We start from the raw sequence: 24,012 nt of genomic DNA on the forward strand, positions 1-24,012 counted from the left end.
CTACTCAAAAAATCGAAAACTGGAAAACAAAAACGGCGATCGGTCAGGTCGATCGCCGTTGTGCGCGTGTCTCGGGCTTATTCCCCGATGACCGCGTTGGTGAAGACTTCCTGCACGTCGTCCAGGTTTTCCAGGACGTCGAGCAGCTTCTGCATCTTGACCGCATCTTCGCCGGTGAACTCGACTTCGTTCTGCGGCTTCATGATGACTTCGGCCAGTTCGGCCTTGAAGCCAGCGGCTTCCAGTGCGGTCTTGACCTTGGAGAAATCGTGGGGTGGGCAGATGACTTCGAGCGCGCCGTCTTCATGGGTGACGACGTCGTCGGCGCCGGCTTCGAGCGCGGCGTCCATCAGCTTGTCTTCCGGCGTGCCGGGGGCAAAGATGAACTGCCCGACGTGGTCGAACAGGAACGCCACCGAGCCGGCGACGCCCATGTTGCCGCCGTACTTGTCAAAGCCATGGCGGACTTCAGCCACGGTGCGCGTGCGGTTGTCGGTCAGGCAGTCGACGATGATGGCGGCGCCATTGATGCCGTAGCCTTCGTAGCGGATTTCTTCGTAGTTCGCGCCTTCCAGGCCACCCACACCGCGCTGGATGGCGCGCTGGATGTTGTCCTTGGGCATGTTGGCGTCGGTCGCCTTGTCCATGGCCAGGCGCAGGCGGGGGTTCGAATCCGCATCACCGCCGCCCAGACGGGCCGCCACGGTGATTTCCTTGATCAGGCGCGTCCAAATCTTGCCGCGCTTGGCGTCGGCAGCGGCTTTCTTATGCTTGATATTGGCCCATTTGGAATGACCGGCCATGAAACTCTCCGAGCGGAATACGGTGGAAATGCTGTGGAATCTGGCGCCCAGATGGCGGTTTGACGCCACCTGCACGCTCTATAATCGGTCGCAGATTTTAGCATGCTGCACACGCCCGCCGACCCGTCCATCCGGTCGAGCAATAGGCGCCCGCCCCCAAAGATTGATCCCCGTCTAAATGCCATGACCGATCCCATCCTCGTTGCCAAGAACACGAAAACTGAGTTGGTGCTGCTGCCCCAGCTCGCCAACCGGCATGGCCTGATTACCGGCGCCACCGGCACCGGCAAGACCGTCACCCTGCAGACGATCGCGCAGGGCCTGTCGAAGATCGGCGTGCCGGTCTTCCTGGCCGACGTGAAAGGTGACCTGACCGGCATTTCGCAGCCCGGCCAGTCGAACGACAAGCTCAAGGCCCGTCTGCAGGAGCGTGGCCTCGAAGAGCCGCAATGGGCTGGTTGCCCCGTCACGCTGTGGGATGTGTACGGCGAGAAGGGCCACCCCGTGCGTGCCACCGTGTCGGACATGGGCCCGCTGATGCTTTCGCGCATGCTGGAGCTGAACGACATCCAGACCGGCGTGCTCAACCTGGTCTTCCGGATTGCGGACGATTCCGGCCTCGCGCTGCTCGACATGAAGGATTTGCGCGCGATGCTGCAGCACGTGGGCGAGCATTCGTCGGAGTACACGAACAAGTACGGCAACATCTCGTCGGCCAGCGTCGGGGCCATCCAACGCAACCTGATCGCACTGGAAGAGCAGGGCGCCGACAAGTTCTTCGGCGAACCGATGCTCGACATCAACGACCTGATGCAGACCGTGCGTGGCCAAGGCGTGATCAACATCCTGGCGGCCGACAAGCTGCTGAATGCGCCTAAGCTGTACGCGACGTTCCTGCTGTGGATGCTCTCCGAGCTGTTCGAGCATCTGCCGGAAGTGGGCGATCTGGACAAGCCCAAGCTGGCATTCTTCTTCGACGAGGCGCACCTGCTGTTCAACGACGCGCCGCCGTCGCTGCTGCAGAAGGTGGAGCAGGTGGTGCGGTTGATCCGCTCGAAGGGCGTGGGCGTGTACTTCGTGACGCAGAACCCGTCCGATGTGCCTGACACGGTGCTCGGGCAGCTCGGCAACCGCGTGCAGCACGCGCTGCGCGCCTTCACGCCGCGCGATCAGAAGGCCGTGAAGGCGGCGGCTACGACGATGCGTGCGAACCCCGAGTTCAGCATCGAACAGGCCATTGGCGAACTGGCCGTGGGCGAGGCGCTGATCTCCATGCTTGATGAGGGCGGCCGCCCCGAAATCACCGAGCGCGCGTTTGTCGTGCCGCCGGCGTCGCGCATCGGGCCGATCTCGGATGAGGAGCGCCGTGCGCTGATTACCAACTCGCTGGTTGCGGGGCGTTACGACACGGCCATCGATCGTGAATCGGCGTATGAAATCCTGACCGGTCGTGTGGGATCAGGTGGGGCCGCATCTGCGTCGGCACCGAGCTCTATCAGCACCGACTTTGGTGCGTCGGCAGGTTCCGCACCGGCTCCCGCATCGACGTCTGCGCCTGCACAGCAGGGCGGCGGCTGGCTGGGTGAGGTCGGCTCGATCCTGACCAAGGGCACGGGGCGTACCGGCCGAGGTGATTCGATCGTCGAAACACTGGCCAAATCAGCGACACGTACGATCGGCTCGACCATCGGGCGCGAGATCGTACGTGGGGTGCTGGGCAGCATCCTGGGCGGGTCGAAGAAACGCTGAGCTGAGTGGGTTTCTGACTTTCATCAGGTAACCCGCGGCGGGCGGGATGAGACCGCCTCTGCGCTTGACCGCACGCAATACCTGGCCTGCCAGTCTCCCTAGACTGCATCGGGCCGAGGCATCATCCGGTGCCGCGGCCCTCAATCCGGGAGATCTGGCATATGACCGCACTCAAAATCTTGTTCACGACCGATACCGGCCTGGCGAGCCTCGCCGTCATCGGCTTTCTCATCGGCATGGGCGCGTTCTTCTGGCGCCTTTTCGTTCGCAAGATGCGCGAAGAAGAACGCGCCACCAGGCAGCGCCAAGCCTGAGCAGCTTCCCTACCGGTTTCCCCGCCACTTCGTTGCCACCGCATGCACCAAAGCAAACAGCCGGCAATGCCGGCTGTTTTTGTTTGCGTGGAACGCAGTGCGATCAGTTCTTCGTGCCGAACAGGCGGTCGCCCGCATCGCCCAGGCCGGGGATGATGTAGGCGTTGTCATCCAGGTGCGAATCGAGCGAGGCGACGAACAGCTTCACGCCCGGATGCGCCTTCTGGAACACCTCCACGCCTTCCGGTGCGGCCACCAACGCCAGGAAGAGGATGTTCTCGTCCGGCACGCCGCGCTTCTTCATCACGTCGATGGCGTGCACGGCCGAGTAACCGGTGGCGACCATCGGATCGCACAGGATAAAGGTGCGGTCTTCCAGATCCGGCAGGCGCACGAGGTATTCCACCGGGCGGTGGTGCTCGTCGCGGTACACGCCGATATGGCCGATGCGCGCCGACGGAATCAGCTCGACCAGCCCATCGCTCATGCCTACGCCCGCGCGCAGCACCGGCACCACGGCCAGCTTGCGGCCAGCGATGACGGGCGCTTCCATCGGGCCCATCGGCGTGTCGATGTGGCGGCTGGTCAGCGGCAGGTTGCGCGTGATTTCATAGCCCATCAGCAGCGTGATCTCGCGCAGCAGCTCGCGGAAGGTACGCGTGGACGTGTCCTTGTCGCGCATGTGCGTGAGCTTGTGCTGGATCAGCGGGTGATTGAGGATGAACAGATTGGGGAAGCGCGGATCTTGTTTCATGGCGAGAAGAATGCAGTAGTGGGGCGCATTGTACGGCGCGCCCCATGTGGATGATCGAGCGGCTTATCGGCGGCCGCGCATCAGAATGATGTACACCACGGCCGAAATCGCCAGCCCCACGAACCACGCATACGTGTACAGCGCCTCGAACACGCCCGGCACGCTGGTCACGAAACCGGCCTGCTTGAAGAAGCCCGGCAGGTTGGGCAGCACGCCGATGATGAGCGCAGCGATGGCGCGGCCATTCCAGCCGTTGCCGTAGCCGTAGGGGCCATCCACGCGGAACAGCTCGCCGGTCTTGAGTACGGTGCGGCGCACCAGGAAGTAGTCGACCATCATGATGCCGGCCACCGGGCCCAGCAATGCGCCGTAACCCACGAGCCACGTGAAGATGTAGCCCTTGGTGGTCTCCAGAATCTTCCACGGCATCATCGCCAGGCCGATGCCCGCCGTGATGTAGCCGCCGATGCGGAACGAGATGCGATGCGGCGCCAGGTTCGAGAAGTCATACGCTGGCGACACCACGTTGGCGGCGATGTTCGTCATCAGCGTGGCGGTAATCAGTGCCAGAAGCGCGACGATGACCGACGGCCCCGTCATCTTGCCGGCCAGCGTGACCGGGTCCCAGATGGCCTGGCCGTAGATGACCACGGTGGACGAGGTGACGAGCACCGCCACCAGCGCCAGCAGCCCCATCGGCAGCGGCAGGCCAATCGCCTGGCCGACGAGCTGGTCGCGCTGGCTGCGTGCAAAGCGGGTGAAGTCCGGAATGTTCAGCGCTAGCGTGGCCCAGTAACCGACCATGGCGGTCAGCGACGGCCAGAAGAAGCCCCAGAACTCGCCGGCGCGCTTGCCGCCCGCCGCAAACGCCGACGGCGCCGACAGCATCGGGCCAAAGCCACCCGCATTGACGTACGCCCACCAGACCAGACCCAGCGCCGCCAGGATCAGCAGCGGCGTGGCCAGGGCCTGGAAGCGCTTGATTGACTCCAGCCCCTTGGTGATCAGCCAGATGTGCAGGCCCCAGAACAGCAGGAAGCAGAATCCCTGGCCCGGGTTGATGCCCAGGCCCGGAATGTTGCTGCCCACCAGCATGTTGTCGGTGACCACGTTCAGGATCGTGTAGATGGCCTGGCTGCCGAGCCACGTCTGAATGCCGAACCAGCCGCACGCCACGATGGCCCGCAGGATGGCCGGCAACTGCGCACCGCGCACCCCGAACGACGCTCGCACCAGCACCGGGAAGGGGATGCCGTATTTGGTACCCGCGTGGCCCACCAGCACCATCGGCACGAGCACGATCAGGTTGCCCAGGAACACCGTCAGCACGGCCTGCCACCAGTTCATGCCCTCGCTCATCAGCCCCGAGGCCAGCATGTACGCCGGCACCGACACCACCATCGACACCCACAGCGCAGCGTAGTTGGTAGCCGTCCAGGTGCGGGCAGCTTGCGGGGTGGGGTTGAGGTCTTCGTTCCAGAGAGTCGGGTCGGGTGCCGCGACTGTATCGGCGCCCGCGTAGAAGGCGGGGGAGGTGGTTTGGCTCATGGGATGTGGGATCCGTTGTCGTTTTAGATATTCGGAATGCAGGCGCGATTGTACGGCGGTCGGGGGTGCGCCCAAGCGAAAGCCGTGCCACGTGCAGCGCACCCCGCGTCGGAACGTTTTGTTGAATTCCAATACAATCGACGGCGCCCTCCAACACGTCCTGCGCTTCTCTCGCGCTCCGTTGTGACCACCGCGTCTTCTGCGTCTTCCAACTCCGCACGAACCACCGACACCGGCGGCCTGCTGCTCGCCTCCGTGGGCGCCGTGCTGTTCTCTGCCAAGGCCATCGTCGCCAAGCTGATGTACCGCTATCAGGTGGATGCCGTCATGGTCATCACCCTGCGCATGCTGCTGGCCGCGCCCCTGTTCATGGCGATGGGCTGGTGGCAGTCGCGACGCGCGGCACCGCTGGCTCCGGCCGACCGCTGGCGCATTGTCGGCCTGGGCATCATCGGCTACTACCTCTCCAGCTTTCTCGACTTCCTGGGCCTGCAATACATCACGGCGGGGCTGGAGCGGCTGATTCTGTTCCTCACGCCGTCGTTCGTGCTGTTGATTACGTCGACGGTGTTCAAGCGGCGCATCACCGGCTTGCAATGGGTGTCTCTGGCGTTGGCGTACGCGGGCATCGTGCTGGTGTTCGCGCACGATCTCAACCTGGGCGGCAACAACGTGTGGCTGGGCGGCGGGTTGGTGCTCGCCGGCGCCATCAGCTACGGTATCTATCTGCTGGCCAGCGGCGAGCTCGTCAAGCGCGTGGGGTCGATGCGGCTGGTGGCGTATGCCATGTGCGTGTCAACCGTGGCCTGCATCATTCAATTTCTGGCGCTGCGGCCCGTGTCTGCGCTGGTGTTGCCTTGGCAGGTGTACGGGCTGTCGGCCATCAACTCGGTGTTCTGCACGGTGGCGCCGGTCACGCTTACGATGATGGCGGTGGCGCGTGTGGGGGCGCCGGTTGCGTCGCAGGCGGGCATGATCGGGCCGGTGTCGACGCTGCTGCTGGGCTGGTGGCTGCTGGGCGAGCCGATTACGGTGTGGCAGATCGCCGGCAGCGCGCTGGTGCTGGCCGGCATGGCGCTGCTGTCGCGTGGTGCTAGCCGATCCAAATAACGATCACAAGGAGTCAGACAGGATGGACCTGGGGCTGAAGGGCAAGCGCGCACTGGTGTGCGGCGCAAGCAAGGGATTGGGTTTCGCCTGCGCCGATGCGCTGGCGGCAGAGGGTGTGGATGTGGTGATCGTCGCCCGTGGCGCTGAAGCACTGCTGGCAGCAGCCGAGCGTATCCGCAGCGCACATGGTGTCCGCGTTGAAGCGGTCGCCACAGACATCACCACCCCGGAAGGCCGGGCTGAAGCACTGCTGGCCTGCGAGCGCCTGGGCGGCTCGCCTGACATTCTCGTCAACAATGCGGGCGGCCCACCGCCGGGCAACTTCCGCGACTGGGATCGCGATGCGTGGAATGCCGCGCTCAACGCCAACATGCTCACCCCCATCGACCTGATCAAGGCAACTGTCGACCAGATGATCGAGCGCCGCTGGGGCCGCATCATCAACATCACCAGCGGTGCGGTGAAGGGGCCGATCGATGTGCTGGGATTGTCCAACGGCGCACGCTCGGGCCTGACCGGCTTCGTGGCCGGCCTCGCGCGCGAAGTGGCCAAGCATGGCGTGACGGTTAACAACTTGCTGCCTGGTCAGTTCGAGACCGACCGTCTGACCAAGACGCTGGAGGCTGGCGCCAAGGCTGCCGGCATCAGCACAGAAGACAACTTTGACCGCAAGCGCCAGGGCAATCCGGCGCGGCGGTTCGGCCAGCCGGCCGAATTCGGCGCCGTATGCGCTTTCCTCTGCAGCCAGCACGCGGGTTACCTGAACGCGCAGAACATCCTGCTGGATGGCGGCGCCTTCCCAGGCACTTTCTAAGCCCAGACCTATGACCACCATCACGCCCGAAGGCGCAGTGAAAAAGCGCCGCATCGCCCTGATCGCGCACGACCACAAGAAAGACGACATGATCGCCTTCGCACAGACGCATCAGGCCTACCTGGCGCAATGCGATCTGCTGGCGACCGGCACCACCGGCGGCCGGCTGGAGGCGGAAGTCGGCCTGTCCGTGCAGCGCATGCTGTCCGGGCCGTGGGGCGGTGACCTGCAGATTGGCGCGCAGCTTGCCGAAGGCCGCGTCGACGCCGTCATCTTCCTGCGTGATCCGATGACGCCGCAGCCGCACGAACCCGATATCAACGCGCTAGTCCGCGCCTGCGACGTCCACAACATTCCCTGCGCCACCAACCTGGCGACCGCCGATCTGGTGATGTCCGCCCTGCAACGGGTGCAGCCTGACCCGAAGGAGATTCACGCATGACCCAAGCGAAAGCCATCCGCATTTTCGAAACCGGCGGCCCGGAAGTGATGCAGTACGTCGATGTTGACGTGCCCCGGCCCGGCCCCGGCGAGGCCACCATCAACCAGCACGCCATCGGCCTGAACTACATCGACGTGTACTTCCGCACGGGGCTGTATCCGCAACCGCTGCCGGGCGGTATCGGCATGGAAGCGTCTGGTGTGGTGGAGGCGGTGGGTGAGGGCGTGACGCACGTCAAACCGGGCGACCGCGTTGCCTATGCAGGCCGCCCGACCGGCGCCTACGCCGCCATGCGCACGATGCCGGCCGACATCCTGGTGCGCCTGCCGGACACCATCGATTTCGAAACTGGCGCGGCGATGATGCTGCAGGGCATGACTGCGCAGTACCTGATCCGCGACAGCTACCGCGTGCAGCCGGGCGATACCGTGCTGTTTCACGCAGCGGCCGGCGGAGTTGGCCTGATCGCATGCCAGTGGCTCAAGGCACTCGGCGCCACGGTGATCGGCACCGTCGGCAGCGACGCGAAGGCAGAACTGGCTCGCGCGCACGGCTGCGATCACACCATCGTCTACACGCGCGAGAACTTCACCGAACGCGTGCGCGAGATCACCGGTGGCAAGGGCGTGCCGGTGGTCTACGACGGCATCGGCAAGGACACGTTCAACGGATCGCTGGATTGCCTCGCTCCGCGCGGCATGATGGTCAGCTATGGCAACGCATCAGGCCCGGTGCCGCCGTTCGATATCAGCGTGCTGAGTGCCAAGGGCTCGCTCAAGCTCACACGCCCGACGCTGATGACATACACCGCACGGCGCGATCTGCTGGAGCCGATGGCAGCGGACCTGTTTGACGTGGTCAGCAGCGGCAAGGTGAAGATCGAGATTCACCAGCGCTACGAACTGCTGGACGCGGCGCAGGCGCACCGCGATCTGGAAGAGCGCAAGACGACCGGTTCGACGATCCTCTTGCCATAAGCAGGGAAGTTACCGCCCGCTCGGTTTCATGCGCCGAGCGGCGGCAAAGCGTGCATCTTCGCGCACGCGTTCGGGCAGGGCGCGTAGCAGAAAGTGCAAGGCCAGGGGGACGAGCACGATGTCATCCACCCAGCCGATCACCGGGATGAAGTCCGGAATCAGATCGATCGGCGAGACTACGTAGCCGACCAGCAGCAGTGCAGCCGGCGCCAGCCACCACGGCGCGCCCGGATGGCGCAGCGCAAACCATAGCAAGCGCACGTCATTGCGCACTACGCTCCACAGGCGGAAGAGTCGTCCGAACATCGTGGGCTCCTTGATGAAAAGCCGGCGTCACATGGAAGGGTTTGGCCGGCGGGCCATCGTAGCAGCTTGGGGAATCGGCCCGGTTTTCAAGATTTGAACACCTATCGCCCATGAAAAAAGCCGGCCCTCTCGCGAGGTGCCGGCTTCTTGCCGCAGCGGACTGGACTTAGCCCGGAATCTTGCCTTCCACGCCTTCGACGTAGAACTTGATGCCGTGCAGGAAGCCATCGTCGGCAACCTTGTCGGCGGGCAGGACTTCCTTGCCGGTGTTGTCCTTGAGCGGGCCCTTCCAGATCGGGGCCGAGCCGTCGATGATGCCCTTCTTGCGGGTCTCGACCAGTGCCTTCACGTCTTCCGGCACCACCGCGTTGTACGCGCCCAGATCGATCGCGCCTTCCTTCAGGCCCCACCACACGGTCTCGGGCTTCCACTTGTTGTTGAGCACGTCTTCAACGACCTTGTTGTAGTACACGCCCCACTTGTTGGTCGAGGCGGCCAGGTGAGCCTTCTCGCCAAACTTGGTCATGTCGCTGTCCCAGCCCAGCGCGTACACGCCTTTCTCCTGCGCGGTCTGGACCACGGCGGCGGAGTCGGTGTTCTGCATCAGCACGTCGACGCCCTGGCCGATCAGCGTGGTGGCAGCTTCACGCTCCTTGCCCGGATCGAACCACTTGTTGACCCACACCACGCGGGTGGTGGCCTTCGGGTTGACGCTGCGCGCACCCAGCGTGAACGAGTCGATGTTGCGGATCACCTCGGGGATGGGCACCGAACCCACCACGCCCAGCTTGCCCGACTTGCTCATCTTGCCGGCCACCACGCCCGCCAGGTACGCGCCTTCATACGTGCGCACGTCGTACTGGCCGAGGTTGTCGGCGGTCTTGAAGCCCGTGGCGTGCTCGAACTTCACGTCCGGGAATTCCTTGGCGACTTTGAGCATCGATTCCATGAAACCGAAGCTCGTGCCGAAGATGACCTTGTTGCCTTGCGTTGCCAGATCGCGGAAGACGCGTTCGGCATCGGCAGCGCTTTCGGGCACGTTTTCCACGAAGCTGGTCTTCACCTTGTCGCCGAACTTGGCCTCGACTTCCTTGCGAGCGGCGTCGTGGGCGTACGTCCAGCCGGCGTCGCCCACTGGGCCAACGTAGACGAACGCAACCTTCAACGGCTCGTTGGCCGGCGCCGGTGCGGCAGCGGCGGGGGCCGAGGATGCGGCCGGCGCAGCAGTGCTGCCGCCTGCGTTGTCGTTGGACTTGCCGCAACCCCAGAGGGTGAGGGCGGCGCCGGCGGCCAGCGCGGCCAGCGTGATCCTGCGGGTAACGTTCATCAATTTCTCCTGTTGTGTGGCTCGTTGACTGTGTTGAAGCAAAAAACGGAATGCAGAAAGCTTAGGCCGCAGTTTAGGCAGCCCCCGGGCGGAACGGCTTGCCGAGCGACGCGGGCATGTTCAAACGAATCCAGTCCGGGTTACGCGAGATGATGGCCAGCACGACGATCGTCGCGGCAAACGGCGCCATCGACAGAATCTGCGAGGGCACCGACACGCCCATCCCTTGCAGGTAAAACTGCAGGATCGTCACGCCGCCAAACAGCAGCGCGCCAAAGAGGATGCGCAGTGGACGCCAGGTGGCAAAGGTGGTCAGCGCCAGCGCGATCCAGCCGCGGCCGGCGACCATGTTCTCCACCCACATCGGCGTGTAGACCAGCGACAGATACGCACCCGCCAGCCCGCAGCAGGCGCCGCCGAACAGCAGCGCGCCAAAGCGGATGGTGCGCACCGGATAGCCCAGCGCATGCGCAGACTCTGGCGATTCACCAATCGCGCGCAGCGTCAGGCCCGCGCGTGTCTTGAACAGGAACCACGCGATGGCGCCGCACAGCAGCAGGCTGAAATAGACCATCCAGTGGTGCGCGAACAGGGCCGGGCCGACGAACGGAATCGACTCCAGCCCAGGGATGCCGTGCGCCTGCGCCGGCAGCGACATGCCGACAAAGCGCTGGCCCATGAAGGCCGACAGCCCGGTGCCGAAGATCGACAAGGCGAGGCCCGTGGCGACTTGATTGGTGACCAGCACCAGCGCCAACCAGGCAAACAGCGCAGCCATCACCATGCCGGCAATCGCGCCGGCCGCAAAACCCAGCAGCGGAATCTGCGTCTGGTAGCCGACCATGAAGCCAGCCACGGCGGCCACCAGCATCATGCCCTCGGCGCCCAGGTTTAGCACGCCGGAGCGTTCGTTCATCAAGAGCCCGAGGGCGGCCAGCAGCAGCGGGGTGCCAGCGTTGATCGACGCGGCGATCAGGGGAGCAAGACTTTCCATGTTTCTGTTTCTCTCAGCCCGATCAGTGGTGCGCGCGCCAACGCAGGCGGTATTCGATGAGCGTGTCGCAGGCCAGCAGGAAGAACAGCAGCATGCCCTGGAACACCCCGGTAATGGCCGACGGCAGGCCCAGGCGCGATTGCGCGAGCTCGCCACCGATGTAGAACAGCGACATGACGATCGCACCGAGCACGGTGCCCACTGGATTCAGGCGCCCGACAAAGGCCACCACGATGGCCGCAAAGCCATAGCCGGGGGAGATGGACGGCAGCAACTGCCCGATCGGGCCCGTCACCTCGAAGGCACCGGCAATGCCGGCCAGCCCGCCCGAGATCAACAGCGCGGTCCACAGCGCTTTACGCGACGAGAAGCCTGCATAGCGGGCCGCCTGGGGTGCGAGCCCGCCGACCTGCAGGCGATAGCCCGCGAAGCTGCGGAACACGAACAGCGTCATCGCCGCCGTCATCACCAGCATGAACAGGAAGCCCACGTGCAGGCGCGTGCCGGCCATCAGCGTAGGCAACACGAAGGCGCTGTCGAACACGATCGATTGCGGGAAGTTCATGCCGTTCGGGTCCTTGAGCGGCCCGTTGACCATGTACAGCAATAACAGCTGCGCGATGTACGTGAGCATCAGCGAGACGAGAATCTCGTTGGCATGAAAGCGATCGCGCAGCAGGGCGGTGATCGCTGCCCACAGCGCACCACCGATCAGGCCAGCGACGATGGCGAGCACCAGCGCGAAGCTGCCCGGGATGGACGGTGTTGGCGTATCGAAAGCGATGATCGTGGCAGCCGCAAAAATGCCGCCGACGATGAGCTGGCCCTCTGCACCGATGTTCCACACGTTGGCGCGGTAGCACACCGACAACCCCAGCGCACACAACACCAGCGGCACGGTCTTGAGCAGCACCTCGCCGATCGCTCGCTTGCTGGCCAGCGGTTCGATCAGGAACACGCGCAGGCCGGCCACTGGGTCCTTGCCCAGCAGTGCGAACAGCAGCAGACCGAACACCATTGTCAGCACCAGCGCGATCAGCGGCGAGGCATAGGCCATGGTGCGCGACGGAATCGCGCGCAACTCCAGCGAGATGGGCAGCGCCAGGCGGCTGCCATGCATGACCTCAGCCATGAGCCACCTCCGAGATTGCTGCTGCCGAAGCCGAGGCCGCGCCGGTCTTATCCCACATGCCGCTCATCCACAGGCCGATCTGTTCGCGGTCGGTGGCGTGCGTGGGAGTGGAGGGCGAGAGGCGCCCGTTGGCGATCACGTGCAGGCGATCGCACAGCGCAAAGAGTTCGTCGAGTTCTTCCGACACGATCAGGATGGCGCAGCCCCCGGCCTTGAGCGCGAGGATTTCGTTGTGGATCTGTGCCGCCGCGCCCACGTCCACGCCCCAGGTGGGTTGCGCGACGATGAGCACGCGCGGCGCGCATTCGATTTCGCGGCCGACGATGAATTTCTGCAGGTTGCCGCCCGACAGGCTCTTGGCCAGCGCGTCCGGCCCGCCGGCTTTCACGCCGAAGCGTTGGATGATGCTGGTGGCCAGCTTGGCAGCAGCCTTCTTGTCGATCAGCCCGCCACGCACCTGCGGCGCACGCTGGTGCGTCAGCAACGTATTGGCAGCAAGCGACAGCGACGGCACCGCGCCGCGCCCCAGGCGTTCTTCCGGCACGAACGACAGTCCGCGCTTACGGCGCGCACGTGGGTCCAGCTTGGCGACGGGCTGGTTGCCGATAGTGATGGTTTGCGCTGCTGCGCGCGTGTCTTCGCCAGAGAGCGCAGCCAGCAGTTCCTGCTGCCCATTGCCTGACACGCCCGCGATGCCGACGATTTCGCCGCTGCGCAGTTGCAGGGCGATGTCGTGCAACTCGGTCGCAAAGGCATGTGCCTTGGGCAGCGACAGGCCGGCGACTTCCAGGCGGACCTCGCCCGGCGTGGTCTGCGGGCGCAGTTCGCGCGGAGGCTCGCCGCCGATCATCATGCGTGACAGCGATGCCGCCGTTTCCTGGCGTGGGTCGCACACGCCCGTGACCTTGCCCATGCGCATTACCGTGGCGGTGTGGCACAGCGCCTGGATCTCGTCGAGCTTGTGGCTGATGTAGAGGATGCTGGTGCCTTCGGCCGCCAGCTGGCGCAGCGTCACGAAGAGCTTCTCGACGGCCTGCGGCGTTAGCACCGAGGTCGGCTCGTCGAGGATCAACAGACGCGGCTTGGTGAGCAGCGCGCGCACGATCTCCACGCGCTGGCGCTCGCCCACGGACAGCGTATGCACATGGCGATGCGGCTCCAGCGGCAGGCCGTACTTGTCGCCGGTGGTGCGCACCTGTTCGGCCACGTCGCGCAGGTCGGTGCCTGCGGGCAGCCCGAGCAGGATGTTCTCGGCCACCGTCAACGTGTCAAACAGCGAGAAGTGCTGGAACACCATCGCAATGCCCAGCGCGCGCGCCTGGTGCGGGTTGGCGATGGTGACGGGCTGGCCGTCGAGCAGCATCTCACCGGCGTCAGGCTGCACGGCGCCGAAGATGATCTTCATCAGCGTCGATTTGCCGGCGCCGTTTTCGCCCAGCACGGCATGGATCTCGCCCGGCGCGACGGTGAGGCTGACGCCGTCGTTGGCGACCACGCTCGGGTAGCGTTTAGTCATGCCTGTCAGCGACAGGCGCGGTGGGAGTGGTGTCACAACAGTTGGCTCGTGGTTTCCGTGCCGCTCACCGCGAGCGCAAGGCTGTCGCAGAGGCGATCTCTTATGAACGTTGACGACACTTCACAACAGGCGATGCTGACGCAGATTCGCGCCGACGCATCGCAGCAATCATCATGAATGGGTGATGCTTTTCATCAAATGTGAATTATATCTTCCGGCGCAGCGCCAGATGGCGCGGATAGCGCATGGGTGGCGGGCATGCACCCGCCTCTCACGAGGGGTGCTGGAGTGCAAATCCCGTGCCGGCCTGAATTGGCCGATTTACGTGGGGTAGCTTGTTATGCGGGGGTATGCAGGTTGCGAGGATGTCCCCTGTGTGGGGCGCATGAACGAGGCTGCTCGCGGCATGCACCTGCCCGGTGCCTGGGCGCGATCTGTCACTTTGCGCTACAGTTCGCGGTTTGCCCCGGCAGGGATGTCACGTCCGCTGCCGCGCTGTGTTTCCCTCCCATGACTGCTCCCGCTCCCGCACGATCCCGCCTGCCTGGTCCCATTCCTGGCTGGCTCTTGCTGCTTGGCATGCTCACCGCCGTCGGCCCGCTGTCGGTCGATATGTATCTGCCGAGCCTGCCGACCATTGCGCGCGACTTGAATACCTCGTCGGCGGCGGCGGGCATCACGCTGACCGTCTTCCTGATCAGCCTGGCGATTGGCCAGTTGATCTACGGCCCGGCCAGTGACCGCTTTGGCCGCAAACCGCCGCTCTATATCGGTTTGGCGATGTACGTGGCGGCTTCCATTGGCTGCGCGTTTGCCAAGGACGCCACCATGCTGGCCGTGCTGCGCGGCGTGCAGGGCTTTGGCGGCTGCGCGGGCATGGTGATCGCGCGCGCGGCGGTGCGTGATCGCATGGACCCGGCCGGCGCCGCGCAAGCGTATTCCACGCTGATGCTGGTGATGGGCGTGGCGCCCATCCTCGCGCCGATGATCGGCGGGGCGGTGCTGCAGGTCGGTTCGTGGCGGATCATCTTTGCGCTGCTGACGGTCTTCGGCGTGCTGGCGCTGGCGGCCGTGCACTACCTGATGCGCGAGACGCTGGCGCCGGAAAAGGCGCGCAAGCTGGCGGTCAGCCACGTGCTGCGCGACTACTGGGAGCTGCTGCGCGACCACCACTACGCTGCCTATATGTGGTGCGGTGCCGTGTTCCTGTCGGGCATGTTTGCGTACATCACCGTGTCGTCGTTCGTGCTGATCGACGGGTATGGCCTGTCGCCGTCGCACTACGCCTGGGTGTTCGGCAGCAACGCGGCGGGGATGATCGCGGCCTCGCGTTTGAACGTGCGGCTGGTGCGCAAGTACTCGCCGGCACGCGTGTTGCGCCGCGCGCTGTGGATTCCGGTGGTGACCAGCGTGCTGGCGACGGCGGCTGCCGCGGCCGGGTTCACGCCACTGCCCCTCGTGCTGGTGGCGTTGTTTTGCTACATCGCCTCGATCGGCTGCATCTCGCCCAACACGGGCGCGTTGGCAATGGCGGGGCAGGGCGCGCGCGCGGGCACCGGTTCAGCACTGATGGGCGCCATGCAGTTCGGCCTGGGCATGGTGACGGGTACGGTGGTCGCGGCCATCGGTCAGAGCGCGCTGCCGCTGCTGGGCATGATGGCTGTCTGCGCTGTCGTGGCGCTCATCCTGGGCTTGCGCGCCACGCGCGAAGAACCCGGCGCCTGATTCCCGCTATTTCTCGACGCCTCTTGCTCTAGAGGCGTCTTCATCCTTTCATATGACTTTGGCATAACATGCCAGTCACGCTGGTCGTGTCCGACGCCTATGATGAGGGCAGCCGGACCACGATCAGACGCGACCGAACCCTGCGCGACTAAGGGTTACTTCTTATATAGAATTTATCAACGTTTTATTAACGTATCGCTTTAGTTTTCATCCGCACGCCGCCATGCGCGTGCTTTCGAGACCGGGGGCTAAGTTGCAGTGCACGATTCACCGGCTGGGCGAACTGGCGCTGTTGTGCGAAGTGCCGCCGCCGGCGACCTTGAATTGCCAGCAGCGCATCTGGGCCATGGCCTCGCGCGCGTCCAACTGGGCTGGCGTGGTAGACGTGGTCCCCGGTATGAACAACCTCACGCTCGTGTTTGGTCCGCTGGCCGACGCGCGCGTGCTCGAAACCCTGCTGCGCGAAGCATGGGAAGACAGCGAGGCACTGGTGGCCGACGGCAAGCTGGTCGACATTGAAGTCGCCTATGGCGGTGACGATGGCCCCGACCTGCGTGACGTCGCCAAGCACACCGGCCTGACCCCGGCCGAAGTCGTGCGTCGCCATACCGCGCCCGAATACATCGTCTACTTCCTCGGTTTCCAGCCGGGCTTTGCCTATATGGGTGGCTTGGACAAATCGCTCGCCACGCCGCGCCGCGCGGAGCCACGCATGGCCGTGCCTGCCGGCTCGGTTGGCATTGGCGGCGAGCAGACGGGCATCTACCCGGCCGCGTCCCCCGGCGGCTGGCAATTGCTCGGCCGCACGGATGCCGCGCTCTTCCTGCCGCAGCGTGATCCCCCCACGCTGCTGGCCCCCGGAGACCGCATCCGCTTCGTTGCCTCGAAGGTGCGCGCATGAGCTCCAAACTCCAACCCATGATCGAGATCGTGCGGGCGGGTGTGCTCGCGTCTGTGCAGGATCTGGGCCGCACTGGTTACCGCCGCTTTGGCGTGTGCACATCGGGTGCGCTCGATCCGCTGTCGCTGTATGTGGGCAACCGCTTGGTCGGCAACCGCAGCGATGCGGCTGGCATCGAGTTCACGCTCGGCAACGCCACGCTGCGCTTCCAGGCCAATGGCCTGATCGCGCTTACCGGCGCCGATTGCCGCGCCACGCTCGATGGCACGCCGGTGCACGCCTGGCGCGCTACCCCCGTGCAGCGCGGCCAGACGTTGACCTTGCGTGTGGCGCAGGGCGGCGTGCGTGCCTATCTGTGCGTGGCCGGCGGCATCGATGTGCCGGAGATGATGGGTTCGCGCAGCACCGACCTCAAGGCTGGCTTTGGCGGCTTTGAAGGGCGCCCGCTCAAGGACGGCGACAAGCTGCCCGTGCTGCCCGCGGATACATCGCACGCACCCGACATCAGCAAGGACGCCGTCGCCGTGAAGGCCGCGCGCTGGACGTTCGACCGCGCGCAAGATGGCACGCCGGTGATGCGCGTGCTGCCTGGCCCGGAATACGATGACTTTCTCGCTGATGCACAAGCCGCATTCTGGGAATCGGACTGGACGCTGACCCCCAACAGCAACCGCATGGGCTTCCGCCTGCAAGGGCCACAGCTTGCTCGCAAGAAGCAACAGAGCGGCGATCTGCTTTCGCATGGCGTGGTGCCTGGCGTGATCCAGGTGCCGCCGTCGGGCCAGCCGATTGTGCTGATGGCCGATGCGCAAACGACTGGCGGCTATCCCAAGATCGGCACCGTCATCCTGGCCGATCAATGGCGCCTGGCGCAGATCCCGCTGGGCACGCGCATCCGCTTTGAGCGTGTGACGCTGGAAGAAGCCGAAGCCGCGCGCGCCGAGGTGACACGCTATCTGCAGCAAATCGAAACCGCGCTGGATTGGCAGCGCCAGGGCATTCTGTCGACTGCGCGGCGTACCGCCAAAACACGACTGAACGCCTGAAGCACCGGACACGACACCATGACCACGATTGATCTGAACGCCGACCTCGGCGAGGGCTGCGACAACGACGAGGCGCTGCTTGCACTGGTGAGCTCCGCCAATATCGCCTGCGGCTGGCACGCGGGCGATGTCAACACGATGCGCCAGACCACGGCGTGGGCGCTGCGCGAAGGCGTGTCGATTGGCGCGCATCCGAGCTTTCCGGACCGCGAGAACTTCGGCCGCACCGAGCTGCACCTGCCTCCGGAAGAGATTTACGCGGGCGTGCTCTTCCAGATCGGCGGTCTATCGGCTATTGTGCGCGCCCAAGGCGGCAAGCTGGCCCACGTGAAGCCGCACGGCGCGCTGTACAACCAAGCCTCGCGTGATCGCCCGTTGGCTGCGGCCATCGTGCGCGCGGTGCGTGATTTCGATCCGTCGCTGGTGGTGTTCGGGCTGGCCGGCGGTGAACTGGTCAAGGCCGCGCGCGAGCTTGGCTTGCAGGCCAAGGAAGAGGTGTTTGCCGATCGCGGGTATAACGCGGATGGCTCGCTCGTCAAACGCGGCACGCCCGGCGCGCTGATCGACGACGAAGCCGCCGCACTCGACCAGACGCTAACCATGGTGCGCGAACAGCGCGTGAAGGCGATTGATGGCACGTGGGTTCCGATCCACGCGCAAACTGTTTGTTTGCACGGCGACGGCGCACATGCGCTGGCGTTCGCGCGACGCATCCGGGAACGGCTGGGCAGTGAAGGGATCACTGTCCGTGCCGGCGCCTGAGCCACGACGGCCCCGTCCTTCCAGCGGGGCTTTTTCATAAATTGGGGGGAGCACCACATGAGTACGGCAGTCAATCTGTGGCCACTGATCGGGGTGGCCATCATCATCGTAGGGTTCATCCTGCGATTCAATCCACTGCTGGTGGTGACCGTGGCCGGGCTGGCGACGGGGCTGTCAGTCGGCATGGACCTTGGCACGCTGTTGGAAACCTTCGGCGAGAAGTTCATCAACAGCCGGTCGCTGGCGGTCTATGTGCTGATTCTGCCGATCATCGGTCTGCTGGAAAGCTACGGTCTGAAAGAGCGCGCGCAAGACTGGATCTCCAGCCTGGCAAGCGCCACCTCCGCCCGTATCCTGATGCTGTATTTCGTGGTGCGCCAAGGGCTGGGCGCACTTGGCCTGACCTACATCGGCGGTCATGCGCAAACCGTGCGGCCATTGCTGGCGCCCATGGTGGAAGGTGCCGCAGCCGCCCGCCACGGTGATCTGCCGCAGCACATCCGTGACAAGCTGCGCGCGCACTCCGCCGCCTGCGACAACATCGCCATCTTCTTCGGTGAAGACATCTTCCTGGCCTTCGGTGCGGTGCTGCTGATGGATGCGTTCCTCAAGGAAAACGGCATCACTGGTATTGAGCCTTTGCAGCTGGGCCTGTGGGCAATTCCCACCGCCATTGCCGCGCTCGTCATCCACATGTTCCGCCTGGTGCGGCTCGATGCCAGCATCCAGCGCGATGTCGATGCATGGAAACAATCCAATCCGTCCAAGACGAATGAGGTGACAGCATGAGCACCCTGCTGACTATTAACAGCGTTTTCTATCTGATCGGCTTTATCGTCATGCTGCTGGTCGGTATGACGCTGCGAGACAAGGGCAACCCCAAGCGCCTGACCACGGCGTTGTTCTGGTTCCTGTTCGGCTCCGTCTTCCTGTTCAGCGATTTGATGGTGGCGACGCTTGGCAAGCCGATGGCGTATCGCATCGTCGGTGTCATCGTTCTGCTGATCGCATTGATCGCTGGGGCGGGCTTGCTGTCGATCGGCACGTACAAGCAGAGCACCCCGGAACAACGCCATGCCTCGGCCAACAAGCTGCGCAACAAGCTGTTTGTGCCGGCGCTGCTGATCCCGGTCATCACGGTGCTCTGCACGCTGGCGTTCAAAGGGGTCTCCGTGGGCGGCGTCTACATCCTGGATCAGAAGCAGTTGACGTTGGCCGCGCTCTGCGTGAGCTGTGTCTGTGCCATTCTGGTTGGTTGGGCGCTGACCGGCGGGTCGCCACTGCACGCGGTGCGTGAGTCGCGTCGCCTGCTGGATTCGATCGGCTGGGCCGCGGTGCTCCCGCAAATGCTGGCGATGCTGGGTGGCGTGTTTGTTGCGGCACAGACAGGTAAATCGGTGAAGGACATCGTGAGCCTGTTTGCCGATCCGAATAACCGCTTCCTGCTGGTGGTGATCTACTGCGTGGGCATGGCGCTGTTCACCATGATCATGGGCAATGCGTTTGCGGCATTCCCGGTGCTGACGGCGGGTATTGCGCTGCCGCTGCTGGTGGTTGGCCAGCACGCCGATCCCGCTCCTCTGGTGACCATCGGCATGTTGGCCGGCTATTGCGGGACATTGATGACCCCGATGGGCGCCAACTACAACATCGTGCCGGCCGCGCTGTTGGAGTTGAAGGACAAGTATCTCGTCATCAAGACGCAGATCCCGACCGCACTGGTGCTGCTGTGCGCCAACATTCTGCTCATGTATTTCCTGGTTTTCCGCTAGAGAGACGCCATGCCATTCACCGTCGAACTCACCGTCAAGCAGGCTTCAGATCTGGCTGCACTGCCGCTGCGCTCGCTGTATCACGAGTATCCGAACCACATCATGCATCTGCTGAATGGGGCAGAGGATGTGCGCTCGCCGCGCGACATGCATCCGGTGTTCTATGGCTGCTACGACTGGCATTCGGCGGTGCATGGCTATTGGCTGCTGGCGCGCTGTGCAAGGCTGTATCCGTCTCTGCCGCAGCAGGATGCCATTGCGAAGCTGTTTGACGAGCACTTCACTGTGGAGAACATGCAGAAGGAGTGCGCGTATTTTCAGGCGCCGGGGCGCACATCGTTTGAGCGTCCATACGGCTTCGCCTGGGTCATGGCGTTGGCGCAAGAGTTGGATGTTTGGCAGCATCCCAAGGCGAAGACGTGGCTGGCAGCCATGGAGCCGCTGACGGCAGAAATCCGCAGCCGCATCTTCAGCTATTTCACCAAGCTCAGCTATCCGATCCGGGTCGGCACGCATTACAACAGCGCCTTCGCGTTGAAGCTGATCCTGGATTTCGCGCGCCATCGCCGCGACACGGAGTTGGAGGAACTGGTGGTCTCCGCCTCCCGCCGCTACTACGGGGAAGACACCAACTATCCGGCGCACTATGAGCCGGGCGGCGACGAGTTCCTGTCTGCAGCATTGACCGAAGCCTTGCTGATGTCGGACGTGCTGCCGGCGGCCGCGTTTGCTGGCTGGTTTGCCGAGTATCTGCCAGTGCCGGGCCATGTCGACCGCCTCCTGGCACCTGCGCATGTCAGCGACCATAGCGACCCCAAGATCGCCCACCTGAACGGTTTGAACCTGAGCCGAGCCTGGTGCATGAAGCGGATTGCTGCGCGCCTTCCGGAGAGCGCGCCAGCCAAGGCCGTGCTGGATACAGCTGCGACGCTCCATATCGAGGCGGGGCTGCCGCATGTGATCAGCGGGGAATATGCTGGTGAGCACTGGCTGGCAACCTTCGCCATGCTGGCATTGGAGCCAGTTCATTGACATAGCGAGCCCGTTGACCGTCTCCATCGTGCCTGCCGCGCTGCTGGAGTTGTCCGATAAGAACGCTGTGATCAAAGCGCAAGTCCCTACCGCACTACTGTTGCTTGCAGCCAATATCGTGCTCCTGTACTTCCTGATGCTGCACTAATCGTGTTTAATGCATCGCGTGCGGTGCGCGTCACGTCGGCGAGTCGATTGCCGGCGTGCGCCACCAATCGTGATCGCCGCCCAAGGGGGTGCCGGGGTGTGCGGTCGTCGACCTCGCATCGCGCTCTTCTCCGGGGGGATTCATGAGCAGCCAGATGACGAGCGGCCGTTCCGTGTCGGGACGCCGCTTTTTTTGTGTTCTTGCAACCAGCGCGCTGTCGCTGATTTCGGCCGCACAAGCGCACGCCGAAACGTTCCGTGTGGCCACGCCGTACCCGGCCGTCAATTTTCATACGCAAAACCTGCAGGCTTTCGCCAGCGCCGTGAGTACGGCCACCAATGGCGACCTCAAGTTCGAGGTGTCGCCGAACGGCACGCTGCTCAAGGCGGCCGCGATCTTTGACGGCGTCAAAGATGGCAAAGCTGAGGCGGGCGAAGTGATGCTTTCGACGCTGGCCCAGCGCGATCCGCTGTTCGGTGTGGATTCGATTCCCTTTGTGGTTTCGGGCTACAACGACGCACGCCTGCTATGGGACGCCTCGCGCAGCCGCATTGAAGCGCTGATGAAGGCCAATGGCCTGCGCCTGCTCTACGCCGTGCCCTGGCCGCCACAGAACCTGTATTCCGAAACACCGATCGCCCGTTTGTCCGACCTGAAGGGACATCGTTTGCGCACGTATAACGCCGCACAAAAGCGCATTGCCGAGCTGTACGGCGCGCAGGCCGTGCAGGTGGAGGCCGCTGACCTGAGCGCCGCCATCGCCGCCGGGCGTATCGACACGATGGTCACCTCGCCGTCGACCGGCCTGGAAACCAAGGCTGGACAGCGCCTGACCTATTACTACAAGGTCAACGCCTGGATCCCGAAAAACGCCGTGTTCGTCAACGAAGCGCGTTTTGCCAAGCTGCCGCCCGCCACCCAGCAGACCGTGCTGAAACTGGCCAAGGACTATGAGGCCCGCGGTTGGGACTCGAGCCGCCAGACCTACGAGCATGATGAAGCCGAGCTCGCAAAAAGCGGCGTGCGCGTGCTCAACCCCGATGTGAACCTGCAGGGTGACATGCGCCGCCTGGGCGAGCGCCTGACGCGCGAATGGCTGCACACGGCGGGCACGGAAGAAGTCGACATCCTGTTGAACTTCGAGAACAAGCGCAGCAAGGCGAAGTAAGGCCAACGCGCACTTGGGCATGACGTTCGACGGACGTTTATCATCGTTTTTGTCTTACGTAGTTGCAGGAGAACGTCATGCCTACCGTCCTCGTCACCGGTTTTGATCCGTTCGAGAACGAACCCATCAATCCGTCGTGGGAAGCCGTGCGCACGCTCGACGGTCAGGGGATCGCCGGCGCCGAGATCATCGCGCGCCAGTTGCCGACCATCTTTGGTGAATCCAACAAGGTGCTCGGCAAGCTGCTGCAGACGTTGCACCCGGATGTGGTGATCGCAGTGGGGCAGGCCGGCGGCCGCGCCGAGATGGCTATCGAGCGCATCGCCATCAATGTGGACGATGCGCGCATTGCCGACAACGCCGGCAAGCAGCCCATCGACATCGCCATCGCAAGTGATGGGCCAGCGGCGTATTTTTCAACCCTGCCGATCAAGGCCATCGTGCGCGAACTGCGCGCGGGCGGGGTTCCCGCGTCGGTCTCGCAGACGGCGGGGACGTTCGTCTGCAATCACGTCTTCTATGGGTTGATGCACGCCATCGCCCGTCACAAGCTGCCCACGCGCGGCGGCTTCATCCACATCCCGTATCTGCCGTCGCAGTCGGCCAAGCATCCGGGGCAGCCGAGCATGGCGCACGACACCATCGTCGCCGGTTTGCGCATTGCCATCGAGACGACGCTGCGCACGCTACATGACGTACGCGAAACGGGCGGCCAACTGCACTAGGCAGCCGCCGCCCGTTTGGGGTGGTGGAGCGCGCGCCGGATCAGTCGGTCAGGCGCGTGTGGCGCTGCAGCTCGATGCGTACTGAAGTCCCTGGAGCGACATAGCCCGAGGTGACGGGCGCCGTGTCATCCAACGCGCGGTAGCTTTCGATTGCCACCGGTTCATCGTAGGTGGAGGCAGCCGGGCGAGCCGGAGCCGCAGGTGCCGCCGTGCGGCCGGTCGCACGCGCAAGCGTGCGTGGCTTGGTGGCGGTGTCTGCCTGTTTCGAGGGTAGGGGTGCGGGCACCGCTTCCGCCTTCGGCTTGGCTGCCACACTGATATCGGGTGGCGCTTCGACGCTCGGTACGGCTTCAGTCTTGGCCGGCGCGGCTTCATCCTTGTCAGCGGCCGTATTGGCAGCGACGCTCGGTGCGGTGTCTGCGGCAAACGCGTCTTGCGGCACACTCGGCACGGGCGCCTGCGCGATTGCCGCGTACTGCGCCGGGTCAATGTGGGGAATCGGTTGCCGGCGCTTGCCGGTATGCGAGCCGACCAGCGCTGCAGCCACCGTGCATGCCACCCCGATAGCCAAGACCGTCAAACGCCGGTGCCATTGCGCTCGCGACACCTGATGCGCGGTTGCGGCCGCAGCCAGCCGCGCGTCGTCTTCTACGCGCGCCAGGGTGGCGTGGATCGCCCGTACGGCGCGACGCGGCGTGCCAAAGGGTGGCGGCACGCGCACGAAGCCCGGTAAGCCCAGGTCGCCGTCAATGGTGAAGTTGAGAGAGTCCACGTCCGTCTCCGCTGATGGCCGCAGAAGGCGCAGGGGCCGTTTGCGGGAACAGCTGACATGCTAAGAGCCCGTCGGGAGGCGGTCGATCAGACTTATCCTAAAACTGTTGAGGGATGTGTCGGAGACAGGGCGGCCGCCAGCCTGCGGTGCGTACCGCAGGCCAGGGAATAGCGTG

General features: G+C 64.4%; 24 protein-coding genes and 1 pseudogene. 16 read left to right on the forward strand and 9 right to left on the reverse strand.

Features of this window, described 5'->3' with window-relative positions:
• Positions 1-77: 77 nt before the first annotated feature.
• Positions 78-803 carry a YebC/PmpR family DNA-binding transcriptional regulator gene (locus tag V6657_RS04700; RefSeq protein ID WP_021195086.1) on the reverse strand — a complete coding sequence of 242 codons (726 nt, stop codon included), beginning with the start codon at positions 801-803 and terminating at the stop codon, positions 78-80.
• Between the two features lie 183 nt (positions 804-986).
• On the opposite strand from V6657_RS04700, the gene V6657_RS04705 reads away from it, so the two are divergent.
• Positions 987-2,552: a helicase HerA-like C-terminal domain-containing protein gene (locus V6657_RS04705; RefSeq protein WP_048931937.1), complete on the forward strand. Its 1,566-nt coding sequence runs from the start codon at positions 987-989 to the stop codon at positions 2,550-2,552.
• A 161-nt stretch (positions 2,553-2,713) separates the two neighbouring features.
• Entirely contained in the window at positions 2,714-2,866 is a 153-nt protein-coding gene (locus tag V6657_RS04710; protein ID WP_082170095.1) for a DUF3149 domain-containing protein, read from the forward strand.
• 103 nt (positions 2,867-2,969) lie between these two features.
• On the opposite strand, the gene upp is transcribed toward V6657_RS04710, so the two are convergent.
• Positions 2,970-3,620: a uracil phosphoribosyltransferase gene (upp, locus tag V6657_RS04715; RefSeq protein ID WP_048931938.1), complete on the reverse strand. Its 651-nt coding sequence runs from the start codon at positions 3,618-3,620 to the stop codon at positions 2,970-2,972.
• A 63-nt stretch (positions 3,621-3,683) separates the two neighbouring features.
• Positions 3,684-5,168, reverse strand: coding sequence for an NCS1 family nucleobase:cation symporter-1 (locus V6657_RS04720; RefSeq protein ID WP_048931939.1), 1,485 nt, complete (start codon positions 5,166-5,168; stop codon positions 3,684-3,686).
• 183 nt (positions 5,169-5,351) lie between these two features.
• Here V6657_RS04720 and V6657_RS04725 point away from each other — a divergent pair, with 183 nt between their 5' ends.
• The 4 genes from V6657_RS04725 to V6657_RS04740 are packed head-to-tail and all read left to right on the forward strand — an operon-like array spanning position 5,352 to position 8,511.
• The gene (locus tag V6657_RS04725) at positions 5,352-6,278 is read left to right on the forward strand and encodes a DMT family transporter (protein WP_048931940.1); all 927 of its coding nucleotides are present in this window, start codon (positions 5,352-5,354) and stop codon (positions 6,276-6,278) included.
• A 22-nt stretch (positions 6,279-6,300) separates the two neighbouring features.
• Positions 6,301-7,092, forward strand: coding sequence for an SDR family oxidoreductase (locus tag V6657_RS04730; protein ID WP_048931941.1), 792 nt, complete (start codon positions 6,301-6,303; stop codon positions 7,090-7,092).
• 10 nt (positions 7,093-7,102) lie between these two features.
• Positions 7,103-7,534: a methylglyoxal synthase gene (locus tag V6657_RS04735; protein WP_048931942.1), complete on the forward strand. Its 432-nt coding sequence runs from the start codon at positions 7,103-7,105 to the stop codon at positions 7,532-7,534.
• Positions 7,531-8,511 carry a quinone oxidoreductase gene (locus V6657_RS04740; RefSeq protein ID WP_048931943.1) on the forward strand — a complete coding sequence of 327 codons (981 nt, stop codon included), beginning with the start codon at positions 7,531-7,533 and terminating at the stop codon, positions 8,509-8,511. The genes V6657_RS04735 and V6657_RS04740 overlap by 4 nt, the downstream gene beginning before the upstream one ends.
• A 9-nt stretch (positions 8,512-8,520) precedes the next feature.
• On the opposite strand, the gene V6657_RS04745 is transcribed toward V6657_RS04740, so the two are convergent.
• From V6657_RS04745 to V6657_RS04765, 5 genes are all read right to left on the reverse strand, one after another.
• The gene (locus tag V6657_RS04745; protein WP_048931944.1) at positions 8,521-8,817 is read right to left on the reverse strand and encodes a YkvA family protein; all 297 of its coding nucleotides are present in this window, start codon (positions 8,815-8,817) and stop codon (positions 8,521-8,523) included.
• Positions 8,818-8,983: 166 nt separating this feature from the next.
• Entirely contained in the window at positions 8,984-10,144 is a 1,161-nt protein-coding gene (locus V6657_RS04750; RefSeq protein WP_048931945.1) for a BMP family ABC transporter substrate-binding protein, read from the reverse strand.
• 73 nt (positions 10,145-10,217) lie between these two features.
• Positions 10,218-11,138, reverse strand: a complete 921-nt coding sequence (locus tag V6657_RS04755) for an ABC transporter permease (protein ID WP_048931946.1) — start codon at positions 11,136-11,138, stop codon at positions 10,218-10,220.
• A gap of 22 nt (positions 11,139-11,160) precedes the next feature.
• Positions 11,161-12,270 (reverse strand): ABC transporter permease, encoded by a 1,110-nt coding sequence (locus V6657_RS04760; RefSeq protein WP_048931947.1) that lies wholly within the window; start codon positions 12,268-12,270, stop codon positions 11,161-11,163.
• The gene (locus V6657_RS04765) at positions 12,263-13,786 is read right to left on the reverse strand and encodes an ABC transporter ATP-binding protein (RefSeq protein WP_048931999.1); all 1,524 of its coding nucleotides are present in this window, start codon (positions 13,784-13,786) and stop codon (positions 12,263-12,265) included. Before V6657_RS04765 ends, V6657_RS04760 begins: the two co-directional genes overlap by 8 nt.
• 510 nt (positions 13,787-14,296) lie before the next feature.
• Between V6657_RS04765 and V6657_RS04770 the strand changes: the two genes are divergently transcribed.
• From V6657_RS04770 to pcp, 10 genes and pseudogenes are all read left to right on the forward strand, one after another.
• The gene (locus tag V6657_RS04770) at positions 14,297-15,511 is read left to right on the forward strand and encodes a multidrug effflux MFS transporter (RefSeq protein WP_048931948.1); all 1,215 of its coding nucleotides are present in this window, start codon (positions 14,297-14,299) and stop codon (positions 15,509-15,511) included.
• Positions 15,512-15,764: 253 nt separating this feature from the next.
• Positions 15,765-16,412: a 5-oxoprolinase subunit PxpB gene (gene pxpB, locus V6657_RS04775; protein WP_048931949.1), complete on the forward strand. Its 648-nt coding sequence runs from the start codon at positions 15,765-15,767 to the stop codon at positions 16,410-16,412.
• Complete coding sequence (locus tag V6657_RS04780) at positions 16,409-17,458, forward strand: biotin-dependent carboxyltransferase family protein (RefSeq protein WP_082170096.1); 1,050 nt, start codon at positions 16,409-16,411, stop codon at positions 17,456-17,458. Before pxpB ends, V6657_RS04780 begins: the two co-directional genes overlap by 4 nt.
• Before the next feature lie 18 nt (positions 17,459-17,476).
• Entirely contained in the window at positions 17,477-18,220 is a 744-nt protein-coding gene (gene pxpA, locus V6657_RS04785; RefSeq protein WP_048931951.1) for a 5-oxoprolinase subunit PxpA, read from the forward strand.
• 57 nt (positions 18,221-18,277) lie between these two features.
• On the forward strand, positions 18,278-19,009 hold the full coding sequence (locus tag V6657_RS04790; RefSeq protein WP_048931952.1) for a DUF969 domain-containing protein: 732 nt from the start codon (positions 18,278-18,280) through the stop codon (positions 19,007-19,009).
• Positions 19,006-19,992: a DUF979 domain-containing protein gene (locus V6657_RS04795; RefSeq protein ID WP_048931953.1), complete on the forward strand. Its 987-nt coding sequence runs from the start codon at positions 19,006-19,008 to the stop codon at positions 19,990-19,992. The genes V6657_RS04790 and V6657_RS04795 overlap by 4 nt, the downstream gene beginning before the upstream one ends.
• A gap of 9 nt (positions 19,993-20,001) precedes the next feature.
• Positions 20,002-21,024 carry a DUF2891 domain-containing protein gene (locus V6657_RS04800; RefSeq protein ID WP_048931954.1) on the forward strand — a complete coding sequence of 341 codons (1,023 nt, stop codon included), beginning with the start codon at positions 20,002-20,004 and terminating at the stop codon, positions 21,022-21,024.
• A gap of 22 nt (positions 21,025-21,046) precedes the next feature.
• Positions 21,047-21,172 (forward strand): annotated as a pseudogene (locus V6657_RS04805) (DUF979 family protein); the annotation flags it as partial.
• A 142-nt stretch (positions 21,173-21,314) separates the two neighbouring features.
• On the forward strand, positions 21,315-22,340 hold the full coding sequence (locus V6657_RS04810; RefSeq protein WP_048931955.1) for a TRAP transporter substrate-binding protein: 1,026 nt from the start codon (positions 21,315-21,317) through the stop codon (positions 22,338-22,340).
• A gap of 77 nt (positions 22,341-22,417) precedes the next feature.
• Positions 22,418-23,065, forward strand: coding sequence for a pyroglutamyl-peptidase I (gene pcp, locus V6657_RS04815; protein WP_048931956.1), 648 nt, complete (start codon positions 22,418-22,420; stop codon positions 23,063-23,065).
• Positions 23,066-23,105: 40 nt separating this feature from the next.
• Here the strand turns inward: pcp and V6657_RS04820 are convergent, their stop codons facing one another.
• The gene (locus tag V6657_RS04820) at positions 23,106-23,837 is read right to left on the reverse strand and encodes a hypothetical protein (protein ID WP_048931957.1); all 732 of its coding nucleotides are present in this window, start codon (positions 23,835-23,837) and stop codon (positions 23,106-23,108) included.
• Between the last annotated feature and the right edge of the window lie 175 nt (positions 23,838-24,012).

This window comes from Ralstonia sp. RRA (assembly GCF_037023145.1).
In the GTDB taxonomy this organism is placed as follows: domain Bacteria; phylum Pseudomonadota; class Gammaproteobacteria; order Burkholderiales; family Burkholderiaceae; genus Ralstonia.